At 45.4% G+C, this 16799-nt stretch carries 10 protein-coding genes, 1 rRNA gene and 1 pseudogene; 8 read left to right on the top strand and 4 right to left on the bottom strand.

From position 1 onward, the window contains the following. Positions 1 to 13: 13 nt before the first annotated feature. The 5 genes from ACWA2B_RS26855 (at position 14) to ACWA2B_RS26835 (ending at position 7011) form a co-directional block, all read left to right on the top strand. Positions 14 to 1696: a sugar ABC transporter gene (locus tag ACWA2B_RS26855; RefSeq protein WP_341070985.1), complete on the top strand. Its 1683-nt coding sequence runs from the start codon at positions 14 to 16 to the stop codon at positions 1694 to 1696. Positions 1697 to 1946: 250 nt separating this feature from the next. Continuing rightward, positions 1947 to 2837, top strand: coding sequence for an ABC transporter permease (locus tag ACWA2B_RS26850; protein ID WP_165150309.1), 891 nt, complete (start codon positions 1947 to 1949; stop codon positions 2835 to 2837). Between the two features lie 27 nt (positions 2838 to 2864). Continuing rightward, the gene (locus ACWA2B_RS26845; protein WP_029517680.1) at positions 2865 to 3743 is read left to right on the top strand and encodes a carbohydrate ABC transporter permease; all 879 of its coding nucleotides are present in this window, start codon (positions 2865 to 2867) and stop codon (positions 3741 to 3743) included. A gap of 26 nt (positions 3744 to 3769) precedes the next feature. Then, a complete protein-coding gene (locus ACWA2B_RS26840) occupies positions 3770 to 5857 on the top strand; it encodes a beta-galactosidase (protein ID WP_318627886.1) in 2088 nt (695 codons plus the stop codon). Positions 5858 to 5958: 101 nt separating this feature from the next. Beyond that, on the top strand, positions 5959 to 7011 hold the full coding sequence (locus tag ACWA2B_RS26835; protein ID WP_340885860.1) for a glycoside hydrolase family 53 protein: 1053 nt from the start codon (positions 5959 to 5961) through the stop codon (positions 7009 to 7011). A gap of 96 nt (positions 7012 to 7107) precedes the next feature. Here ACWA2B_RS26835 and ACWA2B_RS26830 read toward each other — a convergent pair whose 3' ends face one another. The 4 genes from ACWA2B_RS26830 to ACWA2B_RS26815 form a co-directional block, all read right to left on the bottom strand. Continuing rightward, positions 7108 to 8871 (bottom strand): methyl-accepting chemotaxis protein, encoded by a 1764-nt coding sequence (locus ACWA2B_RS26830; protein WP_340885856.1) that lies wholly within the window; start codon positions 8869 to 8871, stop codon positions 7108 to 7110. A 326-nt stretch (positions 8872 to 9197) separates the two neighbouring features. Then, entirely contained in the window at positions 9198 to 10157 is a 960-nt protein-coding gene (locus ACWA2B_RS26825) for an AEC family transporter (RefSeq protein WP_340885855.1), read from the bottom strand. A gap of 99 nt (positions 10158 to 10256) precedes the next feature. Continuing rightward, positions 10257 to 11975, bottom strand: coding sequence for an NAD-dependent malic enzyme (locus ACWA2B_RS26820; RefSeq protein ID WP_318627887.1), 1719 nt, complete (start codon positions 11973 to 11975; stop codon positions 10257 to 10259). A gap of 395 nt (positions 11976 to 12370) precedes the next feature. Continuing rightward, on the bottom strand, positions 12371 to 13612 hold the full coding sequence (locus ACWA2B_RS26815; protein ID WP_340887096.1) for a nitrate/nitrite transporter: 1242 nt from the start codon (positions 13610 to 13612) through the stop codon (positions 12371 to 12373). 419 nt (positions 13613 to 14031) lie between these two features. Here ACWA2B_RS26815 and nirB point away from each other — a divergent pair, with 419 nt between their 5' ends. From nirB to ACWA2B_RS26800, 3 genes and pseudogenes are all read left to right on the top strand, one after another. Next, entirely contained in the window at positions 14032 to 16206 is a 2175-nt protein-coding gene (gene nirB / locus ACWA2B_RS26810; RefSeq protein ID WP_449292821.1) for a nitrite reductase large subunit NirB, read from the top strand. Positions 16207 to 16287: 81 nt separating this feature from the next. Then, positions 16288 to 16497: pseudogene (locus tag ACWA2B_RS26805) on the top strand (hypothetical protein); the annotation flags it as partial. A 76-nt stretch (positions 16498 to 16573) separates the two neighbouring features. Beyond that, a 23S ribosomal RNA gene (locus ACWA2B_RS26800) occupies positions 16574 to 16799 on the top strand; the annotation flags it as partial.

Below are 16799 nucleotides of genomic sequence, written 5' to 3'. Positions count from 1 at the left end.
GAGGGGGAACAATATGCGAGTTCATTCGAAGAAAAAGCTGTTGTCGTTGCTCGCCGCAACTATGGTATTAGGAGTTGGCCTTGTGGGCTGCTCAGGTGCGGGAAATGATGGGAATGCGGACGGCACAGCTAAAACTGAAAACGTATACAAAGAAAAATACAATCCAGAAGTCACAATTTCCACGGTATGGGGTGTAGATCCCGCCTTAAAATTTAAAAATGGTGAATCTATCGAAAATAACATTGCGACCAAATGGGCTAAAGAGAAATTCGGTATTAATATCAAATCACTCTGGTCCGTCACGGATACGAATGGTGCATTTGCTACGAAGCTGCGTTTGGCTATGTCCTCCGGTCAGGAGATGCCGGACGTCGTTGTACTGGGGACGGAAAATGAGCAACTGGCACAGGACATGATCGATTCCGGTATGTTTGCAGAGGCTGGTCCGTTGTTTGACAAGTACGCTTCGGATTCATGGAAGCAGGCGATGAATCAGGATACGAATGTATGGAATCAGTATAGCCGAGATGGTAAGAAAATGGGTATTCCTGTGCTTGATTTCGCCTATAACCATGATTATGTATTGTGGGTACGACAAGATTGGTTGGATAAGCTGGGTATGAAGGCTCCTGAGACGATGGATGATCTGGAAAAAGTGATGGATGCCTTTAAAAATAAAAATCCGGACGGACTGGCTCCGAACAAAGTGGTTCCGCTCAGTATCGGTTTTAAAACATCCATGAACACTTGGATGGGTGACCCGTCCTGGATTTTCGGGGCATATGGCACACTACCTCAGCAGTGGAACAAAGGCACGAATGGCAGTTTGGAATATGGCTCCGTGCAGCCTGGCATGAAGCCGGGTTTGCAAAAGCTGAGCGAGTGGCTCAAAAAGGGATATATCCCTCAGGAAGCAGCATTGTGGGATGAAAATAAAACGGCAGAACCTACAGTCGCAGGAACAGCCGGCATGATTCCTGGGCCATATTGGATGAGCGGCTGGCCGCTTCAGGATACAGTCAAAAATGCGCCGGGTGCCATATGGAAGCCGATTAAGATTCCAGCAGGTCCTGACAACAAAGCCATGCGTCACGGTACGCAATACACCAATGGTGTTGTACTAATCAACAAACAAATGCAGCATCCTGAAGCTTTTTTCACTTATCAAAACTATTTGTTTGACCATTATGCTAATGCCAAACCGGATAGCGATTTGTCGAATGGGCTGTTTAAGGGCTACGATTATGATTTGGATGCGGACGGAAAGCTAATGTCTATCGATAAAATACCAGGCGGTTATGTAAACTCTATTCGTTATTTACTGGTTCGTGATGGTGCGCGTATACCTGATGCCCAAATGAAGGCTTTGCTAAGTTTGGCTAACGGCGCAGAACCGAAGACCCGTCTGGAGAAAGATGTAATGGTGAACTACGGGAAAGGTACTCCTGCAGCTGCCAAAGTGCTTATGGAACAGAAGGATATCTCCATGAAAGACCAGTTCACAGGTCCAACTACGCCAACCATGAAGGCTAAAAAGGACTATCTGGATAAAATTGAAAGTCAGACCTTCAATGAAATTATTTATGGCAAGCAGCCGATCTCTGCTTTTGATACCTTTGTGCAGACGTGGAAAACAGCTGGTGGCGAACAAATTACAAATGAAGTAAACGAATGGTATAAAAGCGTCGAAAAGTAAAAACCAATGATGTTGTAACAGAGTAGGAAGGCTGTCCCGAGGTGGGCAGCCTTTTTACTACAGTTTCACCCGTATCGAGTAGAAATAAATGCGCTATCATGGTGTATTTGAAAAAAAGTTTTATCGTTTGGCGAGCTTAAAAAAATGATTGCTTTTGTGCCATGTATGTTGGTTTTTTGAACTGTCGGGACTGCGAAAACGCTTTTATAATTGAAGTATACCATGAATGAAAGTTACAGGAGGAACTGCAATGAGAAGTCTGCAACGTACGTGGCCATTTCATATCATGCTGCTGCCAGCCATCATTTTCTTAATTGTATTCAGCTACATTCCGATGGGCGGCATCGTGATGGCCTTTCAAAATTACAAGCCTTGGCTAGGCATAACGGGTTCCGAGTGGGTTGGACTGGATAACTTCCGCTTTTTGTTTCAACGGGAGGACAGTCTTCAAGTTGTCTGGAATACACTAATTATTGCTGTGTTAAAGATGTTTTTCAATCTGGTGGTTCCGTTTGTTTTTGCTATACTGCTGAATGAAATTCGCAAGGTCGGACTTCAGCGATCCATTCAGACACTGGTTTATCTACCACACTTTCTGTCGTGGGTCATCTTGGGCGGAATTCTGATTGACCTGTTGGCTACAGATGGATTTATGAACCGTATTCTCGGTAGTTTGGGGATCCAGCCTATCTTTTTTCTGGGAGATAATAACTGGTTTCGATTTACTGTCATTGTTTCAGATATATGGAAGGAGTTCGGCTACAACACCATCGTATTTCTCGCTGCACTGGCGGGTATTAATCCTTCGTTGTATGAGGCTTCTGAAATGGATGGAGCGAGCCGCTGGAGACAGACGCTACACATCACTGTACCTTCGTTAATTCCGATGGTAGTCGTTGTTGGAACGCTTGCACTTGGCAATGTACTGAATGCCGGTTTTGACCAGATTTTCAACCTTTATAATCCACTGGTTTACCAAAAAGGCGATATTATTGATACATTCGTCTACCGGACAGCGTTAATCAATGGGGAAATGGGCTTTGCCACCGCTATCGGCTTGTTCAAATCCGTTATCAGTATGATTCTCATTCTGATATCTTATCGACTTGCTTACAAATGGGCAGGTTACCGCATATTCTGATTCCACGAGGCTGAAAGAGGGAGAGTCATGTATCATAAAACAACGCCATACCGCATCTTCAATGTGTTTAATATTTGCTTACTAGTGATGTTGTCTATCATGTGTATCGTTCCACTGATTCATGTGTTGGCGGTATCATTTAGTGCTAAATCAGCAGCAGATGCCAATCTGGTTGGACTGTGGCCAGTGCAGTTTTCATTAGAAGCCTATAAGAAGACAATGAATAACCCGATTTTTCTGCACTCCATCTGGATTTCTGTCTGTCGGACTGTATTGGGAACCGGCTTGACACTGCTGATTACCTTTTTAGCTGCTTATCCACTTTCAAAGGAAACATCTGTGTTCCGTAGCCGAAACGTATATTCATGGTTGTTCGTGTTCAGCATGATTTTTAACGGTGGTCTGGTTCCATTCTATATGGTTATTCAAAAGATCCATCTCATGGATAGCTTCTGGGTACTTGTTTTGCCAGGAGCGGTCAACACATTTCTGGTCATCCTTATGTTGAACTTTTTTAGAGGAATTCCCAAAGAGATGGAAGAGGCCGCATTGATCGACGGAGCAGGACATTTTCGGACATTGTTTAGTATCTTTTTACCGATATCCATGCCTTCCATTGCGACGATTGCGCTGTTTAGTATGGTATTTCATTGGAACTCCTGGTTTGACGGTCTACTCTATTTGAGCAATGCAAAGGACTATCCGCTCGCGACGTTCCTGCAAACTGTAATTATTCAGAAGGACATGAGTTCCATGAGCATGAGTCCAAAGGAGATGGAATTACTTTCTCAAACGACGGTTAATGCAGCGCAAATTTTCATTGGTGCAGCGCCTATTCTCATTGTATATCCATTTTTACAAAAGTATTTTGTTAAAGGTATGACGCTAGGTTCCGTCAAAGAGTAATAGAAATAATAAGGAGATGATTTACAGTGACGTATCAAAACATAACTAAGTACCCCCCGATTAGTGAGCGAATTCCACGTATGCTGCATGGAGCGGACTATAACCCGGAGCAATGGCAGCATTACCCTGAGGTGTTAGCGGAGGATATTCGTCTAATGAAACTAGCCAAATGTAACGTGATGTCTGTTGGCATTTTCTCATGGGTATCATTGGAGCCTGAGGAAGGTGTATTTACGTTTGAGTGGCTGGATCGTATTCTGGATTCGTTTGCTGAGAACGGAATCTATGCATTTTTGGCTACTCCTAGTGGAGCAAGACCAGCCTGGATGTCACAAAAATATCCTGAGGTGCTGCGTGTGGAGGCTAACCGTGTTCGTAATCTGCACGGGTTTCGCCATAATCACTGTGCTACATCGCCTGTTTACCGGGAAAAAGTACGTATCATGAATACGAAGCTAGCCGAGCGTTATGCTAACCATCCGGCTGTTATTGGCTGGCATATTTCCAATGAATTTGGTGGAGATTGCCACTGTGATTATTGTCAGGAGGCATTTCGCGCTTGGGTCCAGGATAAATACGGTACGCTGGACAAGCTAAATCACGCATGGTGGACGACCTTTTGGAGTCATACGATTACGGACTGGAGCCAAGTTGAGTCCCCGGCACCTCACGGTGAAACACAGGTTCATGCCATGAATTTGGACTGGAGACGGTTTGTGACCGATCAGACCGCAGATTTTATCAAGCATGAGATTGTGCCGCTCAAGGCTGCAAATCCAGCAATTCCGGTCACAACCAATTTGATGGAGTTTTTTGAAGGATTGAACTACTGGAAGTTTGCTGATCTGCTCGATGTTATATCCTGGGATAGTTACCCAACATGGCATGATCGTGAGGGAGATGATAGCCGTCAGGCTGCTAAAGTGGCCATGATGCATGATATTATTCGTTCAATCAAGGGAGGTAAGCCTTGGATGCTCATGGAGAGTACACCAAGTTTGACGAACTGGCAAGACGTTAGCAAGCTGAAGCGGCCGGGAATGCATCTGCTCTCGTCTTTACAGGCTGTGGCACACGGGTCAGACACCGTTCAATATTTTCAGTGGCGGAAAAGCCGCGGTTCGAGTGAAAAGCTGCATGGTGCGGTTGTCGATCATGTCGGACATGAGCACACTCGGGTATTCGGGGATGTGACCCATGTCGGTAATACGCTGGAAAAATTGGAGGAGGTTATCGGTACATCTGTACCGGCGGAGGCCGCAGTCATTTTTGACTGGGAGAACCGTTGGGGAATCAACGATTCACAGGGACCGCGGAACAAAGGTGTGAAATATGAAGAGACAGCTGAAGCGCATTATTTGGCGCTGTGGGAGCAGGGTGTGCCTGTAGATGTCATTCATATGGATGCAGATTTCTCCAAATACAAACTTTTGGTAGCTCCGATGTTATATATGGTCCGCAGCGGTGTGGGGGAGCGTATACAGAAGTTTGTTGAAAACGGTGGTATTTTCGTAGCAACCTATTGGTCTGGTATCGTAGATGAACATGATTTGTGCTTCCTTGGAGGCTTTCCGGGCCCGCTTCGTAAGACGCTGGGGATCTGGTCGGAAGAGATTGACGGATTGCATGATCATGACCGTAATCACATTTTGCCGGTTGAAGGCAATGAGCTGGATCTGCAAGGGGAGTATGAAGCTGTAGAATTGTGTGATCTCATTCATACAGAGGGTGCAGAGGTACTGGCTGTGTACGGTTCAGACTTTTATGCAGGACGCCCAGCTTTGACGGTGAACCGTTTGGGACAAGGAAAGGCTTATTACATCGCATCACGCAACATCGGACTATTCCACAGTCATTTTTACAGAAGTTTAATTGATGATGCAGGAATCAGTAAAGCGCTCAATGTGAAGTTGCCTCATGGAGTGAATACGGCGATTCGTACCGATGGAGTTCATGATTATATTTTCATATTGAATTTCACGCATGAGCCGCAAAAGATTATGTTGGATGGACGAACTTATGCGGATATGCTTGAAAATCATGTGATAGAAGATGGTAGCATTCAATTGGATGCCTACGCTGTTAAGGTTTTAAAGACAGAGCGCAATAAATAGAACATGATATATTAAGTGTGATCTCTATCGTTTTCCCGAGTGGGAGCTGGTAGATTGGTCAGAGGCAATGAGAAGTATACAATTCGGATGGGAGATGACTTATGAAAACAGGTAACCGCACGATGGTATTTGCGATGTTGATCTTGTTATCCAGCTTATTGTATCCGTTCGGTTCTGTAGGGTTGGGTGCGGCTTCGGCCGCCCCTGCTTTCGCCAAAGGAGCAGATATAAGCTGGGTAGCAGGAATGGAAGCGCAAGGTATGAGTTGGAAGGATAAGAAGGGTGTTCGTCGAGATATACTGCAAATTTTGCGAGATGACTATCAGATCAACTCGGTGCGTATCCGTGTGTGGGTAAACCCTGACATGAAAGATTATGCAAGCGGATACATGAATGCCGAAAAGGCAGCAGAACTGGCGCAACGAGCTAAAAAGTTAGGTATGAGCGTTATGCTGACTCTACATTATAGTGATTCTTGGGCAGATCCAGGGCAACAGAACAAACCTTATGCGTGGCGCAATTTCACATTTACACAACTTATGGATGCAGTCTGGTCCCATACGGTCTATGTTATGGACACGATGAAAAGCAAGGGGGTAACACCGGACTGGGTGCAGATCGGTAATGAGACGAACAATGGAATGCTCTGGGAAGATGGCAAAGCTTCGGTGAACATGAAAAACTATGCCTGGCTCGTCAATACAGGTAATAATGCTGTAAAATCGGTAAGCAGTAGTACTAAAACGATCGTACATTTAGCCAACGGGGATAACAGTTCTGTGTTGAACTGGAATATCGGCGGGCTGATTGATAATGGAGCTCAGTTTGATCTCATCGGACTGTCTCTGTATCCGTCTCCTTCTGACTGGCAGGGCAAGGTGGATCAGACGATTACCAATGCCAATAACCTCATTGCAAAATACGGCAAAGGTATTGTCATCAGTGAAATCGGGATGGAATATAATGAACCTGCGGCTTCCAAGTCATTTATATTTGCAATCAAAACGAAGGTTCGGGACATCGGAGGCGGTAAAGGTACAGGGGTATTTTATTGGGAGCCTGCTGCAACTCCAGGTTACAATCAGGGTTATAACAAAGGTGCTTGGCAGGCTGACGGTAAGCCAACTTCAGCTTTGGAAGGATTTATAAATTAAGAAGTACGTAAGAGTATATCAAAGAACCTCTGATGCGCATTATATGCAGATTAGAGGTTCTTTACTGTTATCTATGGCTATTTAGAAGTTATAAAATTAGGCTTCTCGGTTTACCTTGAAGAAAGAAATAAGCTCTTCCAGCTCGCCAGACATCAATGTAAGCTTGTCAGAAGCTTTGACAATAGAAGCCATGGATTCAGCTTGTTCTCCAATGGTTTGTTCAATTTGTTTGCTGCTGTCCACTGTTTTGCTAACTGTGGAAGACAGCTCGTCAGAGGTAGCTGACATTTCCTGCGTGCTGGCCGAGATCTGCTCCGTTGCACTGGATACTTCCTGGATTTGTGACGACACTTTATTAGACGCATCTAAAATTTCAGAGAACATTTCGCCTGTCTGCTTTGTAACTTCCAGCCCGACGTGAACTTCTTTTGTACCAACGCTGATGCCTTTTACAGTTTGCTCAATTTCTTTTTGGATTTCTTCAATAAGCTCTGCGATTTGTTTGGCAGACTCTTGAGACTGCTCAGCCAAATTACGCACTTCTCCCGCTACGACTGCAAAACCTTTGCCTTCTTCACCGACTCTGGCAGCTTCAATAGAAGCGTTCAGTGCAAGCAGATTCGTTTGACTGGCAATGCCTGTAATGATGCTGACGATATTGCTGATTTCGTTCGAACGGTTCTGCAGCGCATTAACGGAATCAGCTGTACTTTCCATTGTAGTGGAGATAGAGTCCATTTGAGCGGAAAGCTTTTGGGCTACCTGATTGCCTTCAACGGAGCGTTTTTCCATAGAATAAGCTTGATCAGCTACGGAAGAGGAGCTCTCCGCAATGGTTTGGATAACTGTCGACATTTCATTCATAGCTCTGGAGCTTTCATGTGCTGCGTGATCCTGAGCTTCAAGCCCCTGGGTTATTTCCTGAATATTGCTGTTAATGACGTTCGTATTCGTACTGTTTTTCTCGCTAATGCTTAACAATTCTTGGGCAGATCCCGTAACTTCTTGTGTCGTATCCTGTACTTTCACCATAGTATCGTTAAGGCGTTTGATCATAGAATTAAATTTTTGATTGATAATGCCAAGGTCGTCCTCGCCTGTCTTGATTTTTACATTCAGATTACCCTCGCTGACTTCTTCAATGCCCTTCATCAGGCTACGAATCGGGGAGAGGGTGCGCTTTACCAGTAAATATTGAATCGTTAAGAAGATGGCAAGAAACAGAATGAGCAGTGAAACACCGTATACAAGCAATTTATGAAGGCCGGTAGGTACAGAGCTCGCATCTACGTCAAAGTAAATCGCACTTGTGACTTTCCCGCTTGCATCTGTAATCGGGTAAACAATGGTAGTCCATGTGCCATATTCGTCCGTGTAAAAGCTGCTTAATGCTGATTCATTAGATTGAAGCATTTTATTTACGGCTTGTGCATTTTCGTCAGGAAGAGTGTACATGTCCCCAATGTTCATCTTTAAGTCTTGGAAAGCTTGGACTAAATTTGTGGGAACGCCAATAATGGAGGTCTGATTACCTTCTGTTAGCTCTGTACCAAATATGTAAGCTTGGGCAACATTCGGATAAAAGGCGTGAATAGAATCGAGAAATTTGCGTAGATCTTGTTGAGCAGAGCCGTTATAATCTTTTTCATTCAATGCTTGTTGTACTTTTGTTTTATCAACATCTTCTGCCCATTTTTTAGTCAATACCTTAACTTGATCTTGCAGCTGCGTGGTGAGAATGTTCTTTTGAAGTATATAGCTGGATGTGATGAGAATAGCTCCTATTAATACGATGTTAAGAAAAGAGATTAATAGATTTTTACCAAAAAAGGACATAGTTCTCCACTTCAAGTTTTTCACGTTTTCTTCTCCTTTGAATTAGCAATTTAGTTTCATATACAACCTACCCCATATATATTTCGACAATTTGCTTTCTAAATGTTAGGTATTTATTAAAAGGGAGAGTAGAAGGTTATTCAAAAAGAACGGCGGCCCCCTAGTGAATGAAACGATGGGGCCGCCGCTTGTCGGCAAACTGGATTTATGTTGTTTTTCCAACTCAATTCTTACTAAATCACTTTATTGTTCAGACAATATTTAAAAAATAAGATAAATGAGGACAAACGGGTTTGCTTTACACCTATAAATACCTGGATTGCATTGAGGGTTCTTAACTTTTCTGTCCCTTATAAAAGAAGTGAAATGAGCAAGGGTAGTGAAATGAGCGATAAGACTGAGCTAATAACAAATGCAGATGCAGCTTCCGTTTCCAGTGTTTCATAACGGGTAGCAATCATAGCGGCCACAGCCGAGCCGGGAAAAGCGACAAGCAGTACGGCTTTGCTTACATCTTCATGGGATAGTCCTATCAGAACAGCAATACCGAGCATAACAATAGGCATTACGATGGCTTTCAGCACAGCAATGCTAAGTGCTTTTGGACTGAACGTAATCTTCTTGATACCAATGGTTACCCCGATGGCAAATAGGGCTGTACCGGCAGTAACATTGCCGATTTGATCAAACATGGATTGTAAAAGTTTCGGAGCGTGGAATCCACATAGAGTCAATATGACACCAAACAAAGGTACGCAGGCAAGTGGCTCGCTGAGTCCATGAAGGACTGATTTCATAGTGACTTTAAATAAGTTGCCTTTAGTGCCGTCGGATTCTGTTGTTTTGCGCTGGCCGACCGTTCCCAAAATACTTGCAAGCGGATCAAGAATGGCATTAACGACGATCCCGGTAATCGCAATCGGGATGGCGACTGACGCACTTCCGAACAAGCTGCCCAGAACCGGAATTCCCATGAATGCAAAAGAAGGCTGTGTTGAATTCAATGCGAACATGGAGGATTCAGTCAGGCCTTTTTTGGCAATTAAGCGATAAACAATGAGCAATACAATATAAAAGCCGATTACACCAAGTAGCAAAGCCACAAGAAAGGGCCACTTTTGAATCAACGTCTCTCTTGGTGTCGTCGTAATCCCAATAAACAAATGTGCGGGTAGAGCAAACTTCGTCACGAGTGTATTTAATCCCTTAGAAGAAGCGGGGTTAAAAGCTTTAAACAATCCTGCGAAATAACCAATTAAAATGACAAAGAAAATAGGAATTAAGATAATAAAAATATGACCTGTAGCCATGATGTCGCCTCCAATGAAGATGTCCGCCAAAAATGGCGGACATCAGTTAAATAATCACTTTGCGTATGCAAGTATAAATTTGATGTTGTTCGCTATTTTTTAAACCAGGACCGCTTCCTGACCATATTGTTTGATGGGTTTATATTTACAGTCCCACATCGCATCTCGAACTGCTTGTGCGATATCGTCCGGTTGATGACGCGCTACTCCATCCTGAACTGCTGCCTTGGCCACAGCCACGGCTACCGCTTCAGATACTTCGCGTAATTCATTGATTTTTGGCAGCAGGGAAGCACCAGGCTGCGACAAATCCACCATTTGAGCTACTGCATGGGCAGCTGCAGCAAACATGCTATCTGTTATGATTTTGGATTTTACCACGATTGCGCCAAGACCAAGACCCGGGAACACGAAAGCATTGTTGGATTGCCCAATTTCAAACTTAATATTGTTATAGATCACCGGCTCAAAAGGACTTCCTGTTGCAATCAGGGCTTTTCCTTCGGTCCAGTGGATCAAATCTTGCGGAGTTGCTTCTGCAAGTGGAGTCGGGTTGGACATAGGCATAATTATAGGACGTTCTGTATGTTTGGCCATTTCTTTAACGATTTCCTCACTAAATGCCCCACTAACACCGGAAGTACCAATCATAATCGTCGGTTTCACGCGGCGAATGACTTCAAGCAGAGGGATTTTTCCATCTTCAGCATGTTCCCAGTCACGGCATTCTGCAGCATCACGCGCATAAGGAACCTGAAATGGAAAAAGTCCTTCTGTTTCGTTGGTAAGCAGGCCACGGTAATCATAAGCCCAGAAGTTACGTCTTGCTTCTGCTTCTGACAGTCCTTCCAGCATCATGGCGGCGCTAATTTGGTCTGCATTGCCGATTCCGGCAGCTCCTGGACCAAAGACTAGAACCCGATGCTTGCTCAGTGGGATTCCGGACAATTGAACACCGGACATCACACCTGCGAGTGTAACCGCTCCAGTACCCTGAATGTCGTCATTAAAAGTCAAAATACTATTTCCGTATTTATTGATAATGTTCCGTGCATTGACATTGCCCAAATCTTCCCAGTGCAGCAGAGCATTCGGGAAAAAGGAAAGTGCAGCCTGAACATAAGTGTCAATAAATTGATCATATTGTTCTCCACGTACACGTTTGTGACGATTCCCCATATATAAAGGATCTTCCAATAGCTTCTCGTTGTTTGTACCTGCATCAAGAACAACTGCCAGCACCCGGCTAGGATCTATACCAGCAGCAGCTGTATACACAGCAAGCTTACCAATAGAGATATTAATACCTCCGACTCCCCAGTCCCCGATTCCCAAAATACTCTCGGAATCTGTGGCTACGATCAGGTCGATATCATCAGGGTCCAGGTTCAAATTCTTAAAAGCCTCTTCGATACCCGCCAGATTATCAATAGATAAATACATACCACCGGGCTTGTGATATTCATGACTGTATTCCTGTATAGCCTGGCCTACTGTTGGTGTATAAACAATCGGGAGCATTTCGCTTAGGTGCTCAGAGAGCAAACGATAATAAAGGACCGTATTGCGATTAAAAAGATCATTTAACGCAACATTTTTACGCAAATTATCCGGTTGGCTCTGAAATTGCTCGTAAACCCGTTGAACCTGCTCCTCAATAGTTAATATCGTAGGAGGAAGGAGACCGTCAAGTCCAAGTTGTTTCCGTTCTTCCAAGGTAAAAGCCACTCCTTTATTCAGCAGTGGGTTGGCAAGTAGATCTTTTCCGGTTAATTTGGTTTCGATAGATCCGTCTTCCGTAAAATGAAAAGCACGCATTTTTAATTCCTTCTTTCTAGAAAATTACATTTAGTTCATCCTTGAACAATTCGTGAACAAGTATACGCCTTATTTTAAACCAAGTGAACAAGTATGTTGTGTGAAAAATGGTTATATAAGTGTTTACATAAGAGAAATTATGAAAATGAAAGCGATTTTCAATGTTTTTAAATGAAAATTTCATTTAATTTTCATAATATTTTCGGAAAATATTGATCTAATGTGATGTTTATCATAGTTTTTATAGGTGTGATTCGATTGAGTGTGCATAAAAAATAGCTTAACTTCATTTTATATAAACGAAGTTAAGCCATTTTTTGGGCTATAGGGATGTTTGAGGAACAATTCAATGCTTCGCAGCTTTATATTTTTCGCAGCTTTATATTTAATGAATATCAGGCATTTAATTCTCCAATGCGATTGACGGCTTCATCAGTAGCTGTAGCAGAGCGTCGCATCCAGCTGTTACGCCATTTCAATTGCATTATGATGACGAGGGTAAAGGCACAGAACGTAAGTAGGCTCAGACAGATGAAGCCCGGCATATAGGAACCCGTTGATTTGTACAGATGACCCAGTATAAGAGGGAGAAAGTACCCGCCTATGCCACCAGCAGCGCCGACGATGCCGGTCATGAGCCCGATTTCGTTGCCGAAGCGCTGCGGCACGAGCTGGAATACAGAGCCGTTGCCAGCGCCAAGGCACATCATGCCTACGAACAGCAGCACAACTACCACGGTAAGTGGCGGTAAAAACGCAATGCCGGCGAGCATAATCCCGGCCCCCGCATACAAGTACATTAGCATGCGTGAACCACCAATCCGATCGGATAAAAAGCCACCTACAGGACGAAAAAAGCTTCCGGCAATCACACAAACGGTTGCAAAATCGGCGGCATGTACCGCGGAGAGGCCATACTGGGTATTGAAGAAAATAGTCAAATAATTAGAAAGGCCAACGAATCCGCCAAACGTCACGCAATAAAAGGCACAGAATACCCAGGCATCCCTCTGTTTGAGCACCGAAGCATATTGCGACAGATTTTTTGGTGCCGGGCGGTGAGGGCTGTTGCGGGCAAAAATACTGAACAGAATGAAGACGATTAAGATGGGGAGGATGGCCAATCCGAAAACGGCTTCCCAACTGCCAAAATGTTGAGCAATGCGGTTGGCGAACAAAGTCGCAAGGACGGTACCACTATTACCGGCTCCGGCAATTCCCATAGCCAAGCCTTGATGCTCTTTGGGGTACCATTGACCGGCTAACGGCAGCGCAGCTGCAAATGAAGCTCCAGCTACGCCCAGGAGTAGGGCAACAACGTATAATTGCTCCAGCGAATCAACCCACAGCCAGCCGAGCAAAAGCGGGATGATCGTGACAAGCATACCAATCTGTCCTGTGAGCTTGGGACCGATATAATCCGACATGAATCCGAGCACGAGCCGCAGCAGGGAACCACCGAGTATGGGTAGAGCGACAAGATTGGCTTTTTGTACAGGGTCCATTGGATAATCATTGGCAATTACAACGGCCAACGGTCCGATCATCCCCCATATCATAAAACTGATATCAAAATACAGAAAGGAACCAAATAAGGTGGGCTTGTGTCCGCTTTTCCAGAAACTTTTTTTGTTCATTCTCCATCTCTCCTGTTCTAATTGTTGTTCTTTGTCTGCAAAATGTAATTTGAACATGAAAAGCCGCAAATCGCCCCTACATGGTATCTAGGAAACGGTTTGCGGCTTCATTGCCGTGGTTGACACACTTCATTGTGAGTCGACTTGGTATGATCACGTTGGAGTGATTTTAATTCAAATTATAAAAAAGGATCTATTGTATGTCAATATACATAACACAAATGCGAGAAAAAAATTAAATAAAAGGTGAAAATATAGTTTTCATGTATTGAATGTTGACATGACATTCACAATTCAGTAATCTTAGATACATATCGGCACAACGATGTGCCGACTTTTACGGCAACGGTGCCCTTTTCCATTGAATGGAGAAGGGCTTTTTCTGTCTTATTTTATTCGGAGAATGGGGCTGGTTTAACATGATGAAAAAACTGGTCGTCGTCGGCAATGGTATGGCAGGCATCAAATGTGTGGAGGAAATACTCAATTTGGAGCCAGAGCGGTTCCAAATCACGATATTTGGTGCAGAGCCCCGTCCCGGGTACAACCGAGTGCTCCTGTCCAAAATGCTTCAGGAGGAGAGCTCATTTAAACATATCGTTACCCATGACTGGGACTGGTATGAAGAGAACGGGGTAAAGCTGTACGCGGGTGAACGCGTCTGTCGTATTGATGTTGCAACCGGGATGGTGGAAACGGAATCCGGCATGAAAGAACCTTATGACATGCTCATATTGGCAACGGGCTCATTACCTTTCATTCCGCCCATTCCTGGAGTGCGAAAACAGGGAGTAATTGCTTTTCGTGATGTGAATGATTGTGAAACCATGGCTAGATATGCCAAAACATACCGCAGGGCCACGGTTATCGGAGGGGGGCTGTTAGGACTTGAAGCTGCTCAAGGCCTGCTGAATCTAGGGATGGAAACTGAGGTTGTTCATAATGCGCAGTATCTTATGAACCGTCAGCTTGACCGGACGGCAGCTGTGCTTCTGCAGCGAAAGTTGGAGGAACAGGGCATGAGGTTTCATTTGGCGAAGGAAACGGTCAACATCATAGGCCGAAACAGGGCGCAAGGCTTGATGTTTGCGGACGGGAACAGGCTGGACACGGATTTGGTTGTGCTGGCGGTTGGTATCCGACCGAATATCGAATTAGCTCAGGATAGCGGTCTGACTGTAAACCGCGCCATTGTCGTGGATGATTATATGCGCACGAGTATTCCTGGTATTTATGCCGTCGGCGAATGTGCTGAGCACCGGGGGATTTCATACGGACTGGTGGCGCCGCTATATGAGCAGGGCAAAGTGCTGGCAAAAGTTATTTGTGGTCGTGAAACGGCTCCCTATGAAGGGACGATTCCGTATGCGCAGCTCAAGGTAGCGGGGATCCATGTGTTTTCCGCAGGAGACATTCGCGATGAGGGAAACGAGACAGCAGTTATGGAATATAACGGGATGCTGGAGGTTTATAAAAAAGTGATGATGCACGGCGGTGCTGTCACTGGCGCCATTTTGTACGGAGATACGGCGGAAAGTACCTCGTTGCTCGGAATGGTACGGCGCGGGGCGTCCGCTACAGAGCTTACATCCCGGGATAACAGCCGGAGCAAAGCAGAGGATGCGGCAGCCGCACTGCCGGAAGAAGAAACGGTATGTGCGTGCAACGGCGTGAGTAAGGGGGCTATTTTGCGAGCGATTGCCACGGATAAGCTGAAGACGGTGGAAGAGGTGAAGAGCCGGACCAAAGCGTCCGGTTCCTGTGGGGGATGTCGGCCGCTGGTGGCTGCACTGGTCAAAAATAGTTTGTCCCGATCCACAGATTCCGGACCTGTAGTTACTCCAACCGCCCAAGAAATTGTCCCTGTTTGTGGATGTACGCATTACGATCATGATTCGCTTAAAACAGCTATGGTGGACGCAATCTGTCAGACTCCAGGTGAAGTAGTATCCCGTCTCGGTTGGACTAGACAGCAGGGGTGTGAATTGTGTCGTCCGGCTGTACTTTATTACTTGGAATCTCTCGGGTTGCGCGACAGATCTGCGACAAATCCATTAGGGGCTGGCGTTGCGGTTCAGGTCACACCGCAGTACGGAGGAGAGGCGCCCTCTGCGGGTCTGCGCTTTACGAACCTAAATGCCGAGGATCGGTCTTTTGTTGAGTCGGATCTGATGGATCAGGCATTTGTAGAAGTAGCCTGGCTAAGAGAGCGGTTGGCAACTTTATGGGGAAGTCTCGCATTGCCAGCATTAGTTAGAGTTGCTATTTGTCCTGGATCGGCGTATCCCGGAGGTGTACTTGTCCACGATATTGGAATATCTCGTTCTCCAGCAGGCTGGGAGGTCTATGCGGGTGGCCAGGCAGAGCATCCGGTTCGCCAGGGGCACCTGCTTGGATTGGAGGAAGACCCGACAGAAGCGGTTCTGCTGACTGCAACTTGCTTGCAAATATACCGACATAGTGCCCGGTATGGGGAAAAAATGTGGGAGTGGATTGAAAGGACTGGTATTCTGGCATTACGGGAAAGTGTGCTTGACGCTGCTCTTCGAAGTGGTCTAGCGGGTAGTCTGCGGACCACAATGCTGACAGGATGACGGGTTGAGTTGGAGTTATGGCGAATTATCTATCGTGCAGACGATAAAATTCCGAAAAATGGCGAAAGGAAGGTGGCTTTGATGTGTCAGTCGGGAGAAGGCAAACCGGAAGCTGGGCTGCATGTACCGTCAGTAATGGATACGCAGTGCCCGTTTTGCAGCGTGCAATGTAAGATGACCGTTAGCACGGGTACAGAGACACTTGCGGGTATCATTCGTACAGTGTATAAGGCGGAAGGGAAGCATAATGCAGCCTCGCAGGGTAGGTTGTGCATCAAGGGAATGAATGCGCATCAGCATGCGACTCATGCGGAAAGGCTGGTACAGCCCCTCATTCGCAAAGAGGGCCAACTGGTTCCCGTCAAGTGGGAGGAGGCGTTGGATACTATAGCTAGCAGTTTCTCTACGCTACTGTCCACACAAGGTCCTGATGCAATCGGAATTTACGGTGGAGGTTCACTCTCCACGCAAACCGACACAGGTAGGCGAGAAGAGAATTCTAAGGCGCGCGGAAGAACTCTCGTTAAGGAACTCGGCAAAATGACCCCGTAACTTCGGGAGAAGGGGTGCCTCGGTAGGGTGAATAGCCCGAG

The sequence above is a fragment of the Paenibacillus sp. CMM36 genome, from assembly GCF_053570945.1.
The sequence above is the reverse complement of the archived record's forward strand: the minus strand, read 5'-3'. Positions and strand labels throughout refer to the sequence as shown.

Bases quoted from the DNA above. Each gene is read 5' to 3' on its own strand.
- ACWA2B_RS26845 (WP_029517680.1), top strand. From the start codon at position 2,865: ATGTATCATAAAACAACGCCATACCGCATCTTCAATGTGTTTAATATT.
- ACWA2B_RS26820 (WP_318627887.1), bottom strand. From the start codon at position 11,975: ATGCGTGCTTTTCATTTTACGGAAGACGGATCTATCGAAACCAAATTA.
- ACWA2B_RS26850 (WP_165150309.1), top strand. From the start codon at position 1,947: ATGAGAAGTCTGCAACGTACGTGGCCATTTCATATCATGCTGCTGCCA.
- ACWA2B_RS26815 (WP_340887096.1), bottom strand. From the start codon at position 13,612: ATGAACAAAAAAAGTTTCTGGAAAAGCGGACACAAGCCCACCTTATTT.
- ACWA2B_RS26835 (WP_340885860.1), top strand. From the start codon at position 5,959: ATGAAAACAGGTAACCGCACGATGGTATTTGCGATGTTGATCTTGTTA.
- nirB (WP_449292821.1), top strand. From the start codon at position 14,032: ATGATGAAAAAACTGGTCGTCGTCGGCAATGGTATGGCAGGCATCAAA.
- ACWA2B_RS26825 (WP_340885855.1), bottom strand. From the start codon at position 10,157: ATGGCTACAGGTCATATTTTTATTATCTTAATTCCTATTTTCTTTGTC.
- ACWA2B_RS26855 (WP_341070985.1), top strand. From the start codon at position 14: ATGCGAGTTCATTCGAAGAAAAAGCTGTTGTCGTTGCTCGCCGCAACT.